Here is a 12877-nt window from a genome sequence, read left to right on the forward strand (position 1 = left end):
GCCGGTTCATCACAGGCTGCCGATCCAGGTTTCGCGGGACGGTCACGCCTCGGCGGTGGCGAGGGAGGTGTTCCGGGTGAGGCACAGTGCGAGGGCGGCCAGCGCGGCCGAGAGTGTCATGCCCAGGAACATGGGGACGGCCGTGTGCTCGCCGCCGAGGCCGACCAGCGGGGCGGCCACGGCGCTCAGGACGCTCTGCGTGGTGCCCAGGACGGCGGAGCCTGTGCCCGCCGCGTGTGTCACGCGTTCCAGGGCCAGCGCGGTCGCGTTGATGGCCACCAGGCAGATGCCGACGAAGACCAGGTAGAGCAGGACCAGGCTCAGGAGCAGGGTCAGTAGTCCGGCCAGGGTGACGACGAGCAGCACCGCGGAGGCGGCGAACATGACGCCCAGACCCGTGTGCACCATCGCCCTGGGAGTGAAGCGGCCGACGAGCTTGGTGATGACCATGCTCGCCAGAGTGCTGACCACACCGACCGAGGCGAAGGCGGCGGACGTCTCCCCCACGCTCAGGTCCAGAACGTTCTGGAAGAGGAAAGACGCCCCGCCGAGGTAGCTGAAGAGCACGCCGAAGGACAAGCCGAAGCAGAGCGTGTAGCCCAAGTAGGTCCGGTTGCCCAGCACTTCGCTCATCCCGCGCGCCGTGGCGGCCAGGCCGCCGGTCTGACGCCGATCGCGGGGCAGGCTCTCCGGTACGGCGAAAACGGCACCCAGCAACGCCAGCAGCGAGGCAGCGGTCAGCACCCAGAACACGGCGCGCCAGTCGGCATTTTCGATCACGACACCGCCCGCGACGGGGGCGATCACCGGGGCGATACCCATGAGGGTCATCAGGATGCCGAACAGCCGCGCCGCCGCCTCCCCCTTGGCCACGTCGGATATGACGGCCCTGCCGATCACGACCCCGGCGGCACCACTGAAGCCCTGGAGGAACCGCAGGACGATCAACCACCCGAGCGAGGGCGCGAGCGCGCACAGCGCGGTGGTCACCACGCAGACGATCCCGCCGGCCAGCAAGGGCAGCCGTCGGCCGAACCGGTCGGAGAGCGGGCCCAGGATCAGCTGGCCCAGGCCCATACCGATCAAGAACGCGGTCAGCGTGAGCTGGATGCCCGAGGCGTCGGTGTGCAGGTCGGCCGTCATCTGCGGAAATCCCGGCAGATACATGTCCGTTGCCAGTGGGGTCACGAACGCGAGCAGCACCAAAGCCACTGTCAATGCGGGCATAGAAAAACTCCAAGCGGATAAGAGAATGCCGGGCTATTCATTGGTAGGCGCCCGAGTCCGCTCTCCGCGCCGGGCAAAAGACCGGAACTGTGCACTCCGCTGGTCTTAGGCCACACCCCATCGACGTCCGCTCTGCCGTCGCCACGGCCGAAGCAGGCCGTGACAGGAGCAGCCCTATCCGCACATCCTGACGAAGCCCCCACCGAGAGTGCTACTCGGTAGCACTCCATGGCACGACGGTCTACCGTGGACGCATGACGGCCCACCCCGAGATCACCCAACGTGACCTGCGCACCAGGTCCAAAGAGATCATGGACGCCGTCCAGGGCGGGCAGTCCTTCACCGTCACCCGGGACGGCCATCACATCGGTGAGCTGATCCCACTGCGGCGGCGTCGCCGCTTCGTGCCACGTGGCGAGTTCGTGGCCATGTCCCGCACCGCTCCGGACATCTCGTTGGACGCTTTCCGCACCGACCAGAGCGCCACTGCCGACCAGGAACTCGACGACCCATATGCCCGTTGAGCACGAGCAGGGGCTGCTCGACACCAACATCATGATCCTGCGTCGGTGGATCGACCCCGAAGAGCTTCCCGCCGAGGTGGCGATCAGTGCCATCACTTTGGCAGAGCTCTCCGCCGGCCCACACGAAGTGCGCGGCAACGCCGAGCAGGACGACTACGACGAGCATATGGAGCGCGCCCGGCGCACAGATGTACTCCAGCGTGCCGAGAACGAGTTCGACCCCATTCCTTTTACCGCTGAGGCAGCCCGCATCTACGGCAGGGTCTGCGCCGCCGTGATCAGCAGTGGCCGTAAACCCCGGCGCCGCGTGGCCGACTTGATGATCGCAGCGATTGCCATCGCCGAGCGCCTACCCCTGTTCACGACCAATCCGGACGACTTCAGGGGACTGGATGGTCTCCTCACCGTCGTGCCGGTCACCCGCCCGGCAGTGCTCCACGACCGGTGAACGCCAACCAAAAACGGGCGCCCGCGCCCCCGGTTCCACCGCACCGTGTACTGTTACAAAAGCCGCACAACCGCTCTTAAATACCTCTTAGGACGTTTCTCCACGCTGTAGTCATGGCTACAGCACACGACACCCTTTCCGTGGTCGTCGGAGCGGGCGGTACCGGCGGGCACATCTACCCGGGGCTGGCGGTTGCCGACGCGCTGCGCAGGGCCGTACCGGATGCGGTCATCAGCTTCATCGGAACCGAACGCGGCCTGGAAGGGCGGCTGATACCGGAAGCCGGCTATCGGCTGCACACGGTCGACATGATCCCGTTCGATCCGTCGCTCGGCGCCCGGCGCTTCCTCCTGCCCGCCGATCTGCTGCGCTCGGGAGCGCAGGCGCGGCGGGTGATCGAGGAGCAGCGCGCGCAGGTCGTCATCGGCATGGGCGGGTACCCGAGCGCGCCCGCCGTACTGGGCGCGCGTCTCGCGGGGCGGCCGGCGCTCGTCCACGAGTCCAACGCCGTGCCCGGCCGGGCGAACCGCTTCGCCACCGCGCTCACCCCGCACGTGGCACTCGCCTTCGACCGCACCCGTGAGCACCTCTCCGCACGGGCCGCCGCACGCGCGCAGACCGTGGGGATGCCGCTGGTCAACACCGTGGCGGGCCTCGACCGGTCGGCCCGCCACGCACTGCGCGGGCCCGCACGGCGCATCCTCCAACTGCCGGAGCGCGCACGGGTGGTGCTGTTCAACGGCGGCAGCCTCGGGGCCGTACGCCTCACGGAGGCGGCCGTCGGCCTGGCGCGGCGCTGGCGCGACCGCCCGGACGTCCACCTCGTGATCAAGGCCGGTCCGGCCGCGCTCGACGAGGTACGGGCCCGGCTGGCCGCGGAGGGCTGTGCCCGCACCACCACGGCCGTCGGCTACCTGGACCGCATGGACCTGGCCTACGCCGCCGCGGACCTCATGGTGTGCCGCGCGGGCTCGGCCACGGTCGCGGAGCTGGCGGCGCTCGGGATGCCGGCCGTGCTGGTCCCGTACCCCCACGCCCCGCACGACCACCAGACCCACAACGCCCGGGTGCTCAGCGACGCGGGCGCCGGGCTGCTGCTGCCGGACGCGGAGACGGACGGCGACCGGCTGGCGGAGCTGATCGGCCCGTTGCTGGCCGACCCGGCCCGGCTGGCCGCGATGAGCGCGGCGGCCCACCCCGGTACGCACGCGGCGGCGGCCGACCTGATGGCCGCCTGGGCGCTGCACCTGGCCGGGCGTACGCCCACGAAACCCCTTTCCCTTCTGGCCCCTTGATGTTGATGAGGACACCGCGCATGAACGACAACACGACGGCAGAACACGCCTGTTGGCGGGACCGGACCGTACTGGTCACCGGGGCCGAGGGGTTCATCGGGTCGACGCTCGTCGACCTGCTGGTGGAGCGCGGGGCACGGGTGCGCGTGCTCGCGCACTACAAGCCGTACGCCGAACGCGGCTACCTGGGCCGCCACTTCGGGCCGGACTCGCCGGTGGAGATCCTGGCCGGGGACGTACGGGACGCGGGCCGGGTGATGGACGCGGTCGCCGGGTGCGACACCGTGTTCCACCTGGCGGCGCTGATCGGCATCCCGTACAGCTATGTGTCGCCGGAGGCGTACGTACAGACCAATGTGGCCGGTACGGAGAACGTGGCCGCGGCCTGCCGCCGTCATGGCGTGCGCCGCATGCTGCACACCTCGACCAGCGAGGTCTACGGGACGGCCCTGACCGCCCCGATCACCGAGGACCACCCACTGCAGCCGCAGTCCCCGTACTCCGCGTCGAAGATCGGCGCGGACATGCTGGCGCTGTCCTACGCTCACTCCTTCGACCTCCCGGTCACGGTCGTACGCCCCTTCAACACGTACGGCCCGCGCCAGTCCGCACGGGCGGTGATCCCCACGATCCTGGCCCAACTGCACTCCGGTGCCCGGGAGATCAAGCTGGGCTCGACCTCCCCCACCCGTGACTTCACCTACGTCACCGACACCGCCGAGGGCTTCCTGGCCCTCGCCGACTGCGACCGGGCGATCGGCCATGCCGTCAACCTCGGCACCGGCCGCGAGATCTCCATCGGCGATCTGGCCGGCGCACTGATCCGGGCCTCGGGCCGGGAGGCGGAGGTCGTCACGGACGCGGCGCGGATGCGTCCGGCGGGCAGCGAGGTCGAGCGGCTGCTGTCGGACAACTCCCGGGCCCGCGAGTGGGCCGGCTGGCACCCGCGCGTCGGCCTCGAGGAGGGGCTGGCCCGCACCTCGGACTGGGTCAGGGACAACCTGCACCTCTTCGCCCCCGACCGCTACCAGGTATGAGACAGGACAGGAACAGCAGAACGATGAAGCACAGCCGCATACTCCTCGTGGCCTGCATAGCCGTGCTGGGCCTGGTCGCCTGGCCGGTGCTGAGCTACTTCGACGTCTTCTCCGACAAGGGGGATCCGATCAGCTTCGGCCAGGACAACGCCGGGGGCGGCGGGCCCACCGGATCCGGAACGCTGATGCCGACCGGCCCGAAGGCCGACTTCAAGATCGCCAACACCGTGCAGGACGGCACCAAGATCGGTGTCGTCACGCTGGACGGCAAGAAGTCCGGCTTCAAGGGCAAGGTATGGGTCTGGGCCCCGAAGCAGTACGACGACCCCAAGTACGCCAAATCCGGCTTCCCGGTGCTGATCGCGCTGCCCGGCGGCAACGGCTATCCGGTCAACTACTGGATGGGTACGGACCTGAAGCTGCAGTCCTCGATCGCACAGTGGTCGAAGGAGGGCAAGAGCCTGCCCTTCATCGTGGCGATGCCGGTGCTGAACCCCGACGACAAGAACTACTACGACGGCAGCGACATCCCTGGTCAGCCGAAGATGGGCACCTGGCTGACGGAGGACGTCCCGGACCTGATCAAGGCCAACTTCCGCACCCTGAAGCAGCGTGACGGCTGGGCCTTCATGGGCTCCTCCTCCGGCGCGTTCTCCGGCCTCAAGTCCGTGCTCCAGAAGCCGGACCGCTTCAAGGCCGTCATCGCCTCCGGCCCGGACATCGTCCCGGACTCCCCGCTGTGGTCCGGCCACGCGAAGGAACAGGCCGAGAACAACCCCAAGGTGCTGGCGAAGCAGCTGATCGACGCCAAGGGCCCGGACGTCTACCTCGCCTTCCAGGTCGGCACGAAGGAAAAGACGTCGATGAAGAACACGAAGGAGTTCCTCGCCGAGTACGGCAACAAGGGACCGGTGCACACCATGCTCCGCGAGATCCCGGACGGCGAGCACAACGCCAAGACCTACGTACCCAGCATGGGCATGGGCCCCATCCAGTGGATCAGCGAGCACATGACGGGGCCGACGCCGTCCTGACCAGCGCTTACGGCGTGGTGCCGCCGGTGTCAGGGGAGACACCGGCGGCAGACACCCGGACCGGGCTGTGCTACGGTTTCGGAGTTGCAGTTGTGGTACCCATGAACCTATGTGCGCCTGACGGGAATGCTCTCTCCCCTCGGCGCATTATTTGTTTTCCGGCATCTCCGGATGGGGCCTCTGCCTACAGAAGGAGAAGCGTCATGGCACAGGGAACCGTGAAGTGGTTCAACTCGGAAAAGGGCTTCGGCTTCATCGAGCAGGACGGCGGCGGCCCCGACGTCTTCGCCCACTACTCGAACATCGCCACCCAGGGCTTCCGTGAGCTCCAGGAGGGCCAGCGGGTCTCCTTCGACGTCACGCAGGGCCAGAAGGGCCCGCAGGCGGAGAACATCGTCCCCGCCTGATCACCGGACACGTTTCCGCTGACCGGGGTCCGCACCGTCAAGGTGCGGACCCCGGTTTGTGCTGTTTCCAGGAAGGCAAAAACCCCATGCCCCGCAGGCCCCAGAACAGGCCCCAGAAGCCGAACCGGCGCGCCTCGTCGCCCTCGCCGTCCGCGTCGTCGCCGAGGGAATTCCGGCTGCCGGAAAACACGACACCCGCACTTCCCGCCGTCGAGGACTTCGCCGGTCTGGACATGCCCGCGGGACTGCTGAAGACCCTCACCGCGCAAGGTGTGACCACCCCTTTCCCCATCCAGGCCGCCACGCTGCCCAACTCGCTCGCAGGCCGTGACCTGCTGGGACGGGGACGCACCGGCTCCGGCAAGACCCTCGCGTTCGGGCTGGCGCTCCTGGCCCGCACGGCCGGGATGCGTGCGGAGCCCAAGGCTCCCCTCGCCCTCGTGCTGGTGCCCACCCGTGAGCTCGCCCAGCAGGTGACGGACGCGCTGTCCCCCTACGCGACGGCGGTGAACCTCCGGATCGCCACCGTGGTCGGCGGGCTGTCCATCACCAAGCAGGCCGCCACGCTCCGGCGCGGCGCCGAGGTGGTCGTGGCGAGCCCGGGCAGGCTCAACGACCTCGTCGAACGCGGGGACTGCGTGCTCGGCAACGTACGCATCACGGTGCTGGACGAAGCCGACCAGATGACCGACATGGGCTTCCTGCCGCAGATCACCAAGCTGATCCAGCAGGTACGGCCCGACGGGCAGCGTCTGCTCTTCTCGGCCACCCTGGACCACAACATCGACCGCCTGGTGCAGCGGTTCCTGACCGACCCCGTGGTGCATTCCGTGGACCCGTCCGCGGGAGCGGTGACCACCATGGAGCACCACGTGCTCCACGTCCTGGACGAGACCGACAAGAAGGCCGTCACCACGCGGATCGCGGCCCGTGACGGCCGGGTCATCCTCTTCCTCGACACCAAGAAGTCCGCCGACCGGCTCACCAAGCAGCTTCTGGCCGTCGGCGTCCGCGCGGCGGCACTGCACGGGGGCCGCTCCCAGCCGCAGCGGAACCGCACCCTGGAGCAGTTCAAGAACGGCCAGGTCACCGCGCTGGTGGCGACGAACGTCGCGGCCCGGGGCATACACATCGACGACCTCGACCTCGTCGTCAACGTCGATCCCCCCGCCGACCACAAGGACTACCTCCACCGGGGCGGCCGCACAGCCCGCGCCGGCGGCTCCGGCAGCGTGGTCACGCTGGTCCTGCCCGCCCAGAAGCGGGACATGACCCGGCTCATGTCGCACGCGGGCATCCGGCCCCGGACGGCCAGCATCAAGTCGAGCGACGCGCAGCTGGCCACCATCACCGGCGCCCGCGAGCCCTCCGGTGTGCCCGTCACCATCGAGGTCCCCGAGCCCGCGACGGCGTCCCGCCCGGACCGCAAGGCCGGCGCCAAGCCCGGCAAGCAGTCCGGCCGCCGACGCCGGAGCGGCGGCGGGACCGGAGCGGCGGCAGGTGCCGCCACCGGGACCGGTGGCCGGGGCTCGGACCGCCGGACCACGGCCGGGGCGACGACGGCCGGCGCCGGCGGCACCTCCGCAACCGGCAGGCGCGGTTCCTCCCGCCGGGCGGGGTCCAGTGGAGCTGCAGGCAGCTCCGCCGGCCGCGGATCCGGCCGCCGGACGACGGCCGGCGGGGCCACGGGCGGCGCTGCCGGGACCGGTGGCCGCGGCTCCGACCGCCGAGGCGGCCGCCGCCCCTCTGCCTCCTAGGCCGCATCGGGCAGTCCGGACGCACCCGCGTCCGGACTGCCCGATTTAGGGTGTACGGGTGCAGCCGATCGAATACCGCTCCGCGTCCCGCCTGTGGCACTGGTGTGCCGTGATCGGCGTCATCGCCTCGGTGATCGTCCCGGCGTACGTCATCACGACCGGCATCGGCTGGGCGGAATTCGACCAGCGCTTCCTCGGGGCACCGCGCCACAGCGAGGAGAGCCGGGCGCTCATCGGACTCGCCGTGTGTGCGACCGTCTCCCCCATCGCGTACTACTACACCGCCGGACGCACCCGCGTCTGCGCCGACGGCATCCGGACCCGGACCCCGCTGTGGTGGCGGTTCATCGCCTGGTCCGACATCAAGAGCGTCTACGTCGACGACTCACGCCACACGTACGGCAACAGGGGCACCCCCGTGTACCGGATCAGGCTGGACCTGGTGAACGGCAGGACCCTCTGCCTGCCCGCGCCCATGAGCACCGAGTACGACTCCGCCCTGGAAGCGGCCAAGGCCGAGATCATCCGCAGCAGGAATGCGGCAACCGCGACGGCCGCCTAGAACCCCAGCTTCCGCAGCTGCTTCGGGTCGCGCTGCCAGTCCTTCGCGACCTTCACGTGCAGGTCCAGGTAGACCGGCGTGCCCAGCAGGGCCTCGATGTGCTTGCGGGACTTCATGCCGACCTCCTTCAGGCGGGCGCCCTTCGGGCCGATGATGATGCCCTTCTGGCTCGGCCGCTCGATGTAGACGTTGGCGTGGATGTCGAGCAGCGGGCGGTCCTTGGGGCGGTCCTCGCGGGGGAGCATTTCCTCGACCACGACCGCGATGGAGTGCGGGAGTTCGTCCCGGACGCCCTCGAGCGCGGCCTCGCGGATCAGCTCGGCGACCATGACCTGCTCGGGCTCGTCGGTGAGGTCGCCCTCGGGGTAGAGCGGGGGGCTCTCGGGGAGCAGCGGGGCGATCAGGTCGGCCAGCAGGGAGACCTGCTTGTCGCCCTGCGCGGAGACGGGGACGATCTCGGCCCACTCGATGCCGAGATCGTCGCCGAGCTTCTGGATGGCGATGAGCTGCTCGGCGAGGGCCTTGGAGTCGACCAGGTCCGTCTTGGTGACGATGGCGATCTTGGGGGTCTTCTTGATCCCCGCGAGCTCGCTCGCGATGAAGCGGTCGCCGGGGCCGAGCTTCTGGTCGGCCGGCAGGCAGAAGCCGATCACGTCGACCTCGGCCCAGGTGGTGCGGACCACGTCGTTGAGCCGCTCGCCGAGGAGCGTGCGCGGCTTGTGCAGGCCGGGGGTGTCGACCAGCACGAGCTGGGCGTCGGGGCGGTGCACGATGCCGCGGACGGTGTGGCGGGTGGTCTGCGGGCGGTTGGAGGTGATGGCGACCTTCGTCCCCACCAGTGCGTTGGTCAGGGTCGACTTGCCCGCGTTGGGGCGGCCGACGAAGCACGCGAAGCCCGCGCGGTGGGGCGTCTGGGAGGGGGATGAGGCCTTGTCCATATCCCACATTCTCCCTGATCGCCCCGCCGGTACGGACCAGCGGGGCGGAACGAAGATCAACCGGCCGGGCGCGGTGTGCCGTCCGGGCCCGCGAGGACGACCGGAACGGCCGGGCCGCCCAGGTCCCGTACGGCCGCGCGGTCGACCTCCGGGACGGTGTCCGCCTCGGTCACGACCGCGGCCGCCTCCAGCGACTTCGCGCCGCTGGCCACGGCCATGGCGACGGCGGTCTGCAGGGCACTGAGCCGCAGCGAGTCGAGGCCGACGGTGCCGGCGACGTACGTACGCCCCGTCTCGTCGCGCACGGCCGCGCCCTCGGGCACGGCGTTGCGGGCCCGGGTGCTGCGGGCCAGGGTGATCAGCTTGCGGTCTTCGGGGCTCAGGGCGGCGATGTCCGTCATGGGCCGAGGATATGAACGCGTACCGTCAGCCCGCCACCCGGTACATGCCGTCCCGCCGGCCCTCCGGCGAGACCAGACGCTCCAGCTTCGCCCCGGTGTCCGTGCCGGGCACGGGGTTGTGCATGACGATCGCGAGGTCCGGCCGGGCCGGTACGCGCAGGTGGGTGGTCTCCATGTGCAGCATGCCGACCATCGGGTGCTCGAACTCCTTGGTCAGCTGGCCGGGCGGCATCACGTCGTTGTAGGCCCACAGCACCCTGAACTCCTCGCTCGCCGCGGACACTTCGGCGACGATCTCGGCGAACCCCTCGTCGTCCGGACGCTCCGACCAGGCGGCACGGTACTGGGCGACGACCTTGCAGGCGTTGTCCTTCCAGTTCTTCATGCGCGAGCGGTAGACCGGGTCGGCGAAGAAGTCGAGCAGGCAGTTCCGGCGCAGGTCCGGGCCGAACCCCAGGACGATCCGGGCCGCCTCGTTGTAGGCGACGGTGTTCCAGTAGGGGTCCATGATGTGGGCGGGGTAGGGCATCCAGGCGTCGATCAGCCGGTGGAGGCCCTCGCACAGGTACTCCGGGTCGAGGGCGGAGTCCGGCTGCGGCGGGTTCAGCCCGGCCAGGACGTACAGGTGGCGGCGCTCGGCACCGCCCAGCCGCAGGACGCGCGCCACGGCGTCGAGGACCTGCGGGGAGACGGTGATGCCGCGCCCCTGCTCGAGCCACTGGTACCAGCTGGCGCCGACACCGGCGAGCACGGCGACCTCCTCGCGGCGCAGCCCGGGCGTACGGCGGCGGGCACCGCCGTCGGGCAGGCCCGCCTCGGCGGGGGACACCCGGGCCCGGCGGCTCATCAGGAAATCGCGGAGTTCCGGGCGGCGGCGCGCGGCGGGTATTGCGGTGGTGGTCAACGGGCTCCCCCTGCCTGGTGTTGTCGCCACCACCATAAGCGCCCTCTCCCCACGGGTATTCCGGAAATACGAGGGTGATCGGCATGGCGATCGACACCTCCCCCTCGACCACCTCCGCGCCCTCGGCGGCGGAACCGGCGCGCATGACCGCGCGCGCGAAACTGGTCCTTCTCGTGCTGTGCGCGGCCCAGTTCATCGTTGCCCTCGACTTCTCGATCCTCAACGTGGCCCTGCCCGTGCTCGGCGACGACCTCGGCATGGGCCAGGCCGACCTGCAATGGGCGGTCACCGCCTTCGCGTTGCCGTCCGGCGGCTTCCTGCTGCTGTCCGGCCGGATCTCCGACCTCTACGGGCGGCGCAGGCTGTTCCTCATCGGGCTCGCCCTGTTCACAGCGTCCTCGCTGCTCGCCACGCTCGCCTTGGACCCCGCGTCCTTCCTGGCCGGGCGAGCGCTGCAGGGCCTGGGCGCGGCCGTCATCGTGCCGACCGGTATGTCGCTGCTGACCACGACATTCGCCGAAGGGCCCGCACGCGAGCGGGCGTTGGGACTCAGCGGCACGATGCTCTCCCTCGGCTACACCATCGGCATGGTGCTCGGCGGCGTGATGACCGACTCGCTCGGCTGGCGCTCCACGATGGGACTGCTGACGGTGGCGGGTGTGGTCGTCCTGGCTGTTGCGCCCGGTCTGCTGACCGAGTCCCGGCTGCCGGAGCGGCCCCGTATCGACGTCCCGGGTGCGGTGACGGTCACCGGTGGTCTGCTCGCGCTGATCTACGCGCTGTCGACCGCCGCGCAGAACGGATTCGGCGGTGCGGATGTCATCGTCACGCTGATCGCCGGTGCGGTGCTGCTCGTCGCGTTCGTGTACGTCGAGTCGCGGGCCGCCCAGCCGCTGGTGTCCCTGCCGATGCTGCGCAGGCGGACGGTGGCCTGGGGGAACCTGAGCGGGGTGATCACCTTCTCGATGATGAGCGCGGTCATCTTCCTGCTCACGCTCTACCTGCAGGAGGTGCTGAAGCTCTCGGCCTTCCGGACGGGCCTGATCTTCGGTGTCCAGGGCGCGTTCTCCGCGGTCGCCGGAATCGTGGCCCCCAAGGTCATCGCCCGGTTCGGGGCGCGCAACACGCTGGTCGCGGGGCTGCTGTTGCAGGCGGTGTGCACGGCCGCGCTGCTGGGGCTGGGGGCGACGTCGGGGGCCTGGCTGGCGATGGCCGCGGTGACCGTCGCGTCCGTCGGCCACCTGTGGGCGATCGTCTCGTACGGGGTCACCGCCACGTCGGGTCTGCCGGACGGTGAACAGGGGCTGGCCACGGGGCTCGTGACCAGCTCCCAGCAGATCGGTCTCACCGTTGGCATCCCGCTGCTGAGCGCGGTGTCCTCGGCGAGGGTCACGTCCCTCCGGGACGGCGGGGCGGGGTTTGCCGAGGCGACGCTGGGCGGGGTGCGTCTGGGGCTCGGGGTGGATGCGGTAGTTGTCGCCGTGGTGGCGGTGCTGGCCGCGGTGGGACTACGCAAGCGGCGCGCATGACCCCTCCGCCGAGCCGAGCCTGGCTACCTTCTCGGCCGTGCCGCTGCCCGGTACGGGGTTGTGCACCACGATCGTCAGATCCGGCCGGGAGGGGATGCGCAGCGGGCTACTCTCGAACAGGAGCCGGCCGACGAGCGGATGCTCCAGCTCGTTGACGAGCTGCCCCTCGGGGCGGATGTCACCGGCCTCCCACAGCCGGCCGAACTCCTCGCTCGCCGCGGACAGTTCGCGCACCAGCTCCGCGAGCTCCGCCGCCCGCGAGGTGTCCGGCTGCTCGGTGCAGGAGGCGCGGAACTGGGCGACGATACGACGGGCATTCTCCTCCCGCGCCGCGGAGGGCGCCGGCGTCCGGAACGCGGGGTCGGTGAAGCAGTGCCGCAGCCAGTTGTGCGGCCGTCCCGGACGGAGGTCCAGGACGAGGGCCGCCGACGCGTTGTGGGCGACGGTGTTCCAGTACGCGTCCATGATGTGCGCGGGGTGCGGCAGCCACGCGTCGATCAGGCGCTGCAACCCCGGGCAGAGGCTGTCCGACGCCTCTCCGGACTCCGGGAGCGGCGGGTTCAGCCCGGCCAGGACGTACAGGTGGCGCCGCTCGACGGCGGTCAGCCGGAGCACCCGGGCCACGCCGTCCAGCACCTGCGGGGAGACGGTGATCTCCCGCCCCTGCTCCAGCCACTGGTACCAGGTGGTGCCCACCCCGGCGAGGACCGCCACCTCCTCCCGGCGCAGTCCCGGCGTCCGCCGCGGCCCGCCGCCCTCCGGCAGCCCCGCCTGCGCGGGGCTCACCGCGGCCCGACGGCTCATCAGGAAACGA

14 protein-coding genes are annotated in these 12877 nt (G+C 70.4%); 9 read left to right on the top strand and 5 right to left on the bottom strand.

The window, feature by feature from the left end:
• Positions 1–42: 42 nt before the first annotated feature.
• Positions 43–1227 (bottom strand): multidrug effflux MFS transporter, encoded by a 1185-nt coding sequence (locus ACV530_RS12995; RefSeq protein WP_494332538.1) that lies wholly within the window; start codon positions 1225–1227, stop codon positions 43–45.
• Positions 1228–1481: 254 nt separating this feature from the next.
• Between ACV530_RS12995 and ACV530_RS13000 the strand changes: the two genes are divergently transcribed.
• The 8 genes from ACV530_RS13000 to ACV530_RS13035 all read left to right on the top strand — a co-directional run bounded on the left by ACV530_RS13000 (position 1482) and on the right by ACV530_RS13035 (position 8291).
• Positions 1482–1751: a type II toxin-antitoxin system Phd/YefM family antitoxin gene (locus ACV530_RS13000; RefSeq protein WP_494332539.1), complete on the top strand. Its 270-nt coding sequence runs from the start codon at positions 1482–1484 to the stop codon at positions 1749–1751.
• The gene (locus ACV530_RS13005; protein WP_494332540.1) at positions 1741–2199 is read left to right on the top strand and encodes a type II toxin-antitoxin system VapC family toxin; all 459 of its coding nucleotides are present in this window, start codon (positions 1741–1743) and stop codon (positions 2197–2199) included. Before ACV530_RS13000 ends, ACV530_RS13005 begins: the two co-directional genes overlap by 11 nt.
• A gap of 113 nt (positions 2200–2312) precedes the next feature.
• Positions 2313–3494, top strand: a complete 1182-nt coding sequence (locus ACV530_RS13010; RefSeq protein WP_494332541.1) for a UDP-N-acetylglucosamine--N-acetylmuramyl-(pentapeptide) pyrophosphoryl-undecaprenol N-acetylglucosamine transferase — start codon at positions 2313–2315, stop codon at positions 3492–3494.
• A gap of 20 nt (positions 3495–3514) precedes the next feature.
• The gene (locus tag ACV530_RS13015; RefSeq protein ID WP_494332542.1) at positions 3515–4531 is read left to right on the top strand and encodes an SDR family NAD(P)-dependent oxidoreductase; all 1017 of its coding nucleotides are present in this window, start codon (positions 3515–3517) and stop codon (positions 4529–4531) included.
• Positions 4532–4554: 23 nt separating this feature from the next.
• Entirely contained in the window at positions 4555–5565 is a 1011-nt protein-coding gene (locus ACV530_RS13020) for an alpha/beta hydrolase (RefSeq protein ID WP_494332543.1), read from the top strand.
• Between the two features lie 203 nt (positions 5566–5768).
• Entirely contained in the window at positions 5769–5972 is a 204-nt protein-coding gene (locus ACV530_RS13025; protein WP_007502648.1) for a cold-shock protein, read from the top strand.
• 86 nt (positions 5973–6058) lie between these two features.
• On the top strand, positions 6059–7729 hold the full coding sequence (locus ACV530_RS13030) for a DEAD/DEAH box helicase (protein ID WP_494332544.1): 1671 nt from the start codon (positions 6059–6061) through the stop codon (positions 7727–7729).
• Between the two features lie 58 nt (positions 7730–7787).
• Entirely contained in the window at positions 7788–8291 is a 504-nt protein-coding gene (locus ACV530_RS13035; RefSeq protein ID WP_494332545.1) for a PH domain-containing protein, read from the top strand.
• Here ACV530_RS13035 and era read toward each other — a convergent pair.
• From era to ACV530_RS13050, 3 genes are read right to left on the bottom strand one after another with little or no spacing between them, the layout of a single operon-like run.
• The gene (gene era / locus ACV530_RS13040) at positions 8288–9229 is read right to left on the bottom strand and encodes a GTPase Era (RefSeq protein WP_494332546.1); all 942 of its coding nucleotides are present in this window, start codon (positions 9227–9229) and stop codon (positions 8288–8290) included. The genes ACV530_RS13035 and era overlap by 4 nt on opposite strands.
• Before the next feature lie 56 nt (positions 9230–9285).
• Positions 9286–9630 carry a cytidine deaminase-like protein gene (locus ACV530_RS13045; RefSeq protein ID WP_494332547.1) on the bottom strand — a complete coding sequence of 115 codons (345 nt, stop codon included), beginning with the start codon at positions 9628–9630 and terminating at the stop codon, positions 9286–9288.
• A 25-nt stretch (positions 9631–9655) separates the two neighbouring features.
• The gene (locus ACV530_RS13050; protein WP_494332548.1) at positions 9656–10570 is read right to left on the bottom strand and encodes a helix-turn-helix transcriptional regulator; all 915 of its coding nucleotides are present in this window, start codon (positions 10568–10570) and stop codon (positions 9656–9658) included.
• Between the two features lie 47 nt (positions 10571–10617).
• On the opposite strand from ACV530_RS13050, the gene ACV530_RS13055 reads away from it, so the two are divergent.
• On the top strand, positions 10618–12063 hold the full coding sequence (locus ACV530_RS13055; RefSeq protein ID WP_494332549.1) for an MFS transporter: 1446 nt from the start codon (positions 10618–10620) through the stop codon (positions 12061–12063).
• Here ACV530_RS13055 and ACV530_RS13060 read toward each other — a convergent pair.
• Positions 12043–12867, bottom strand: a complete 825-nt coding sequence (locus ACV530_RS13060; protein ID WP_494332617.1) for a helix-turn-helix transcriptional regulator — start codon at positions 12865–12867, stop codon at positions 12043–12045. The two genes, ACV530_RS13055 and ACV530_RS13060, sit on opposite strands and share 21 nt — an antisense overlap.
• Positions 12868–12877: the final 10 nt, after the last annotated feature.

The sequence above is a fragment of the Streptomyces sp. SX-6 genome (assembly GCF_059089585.1).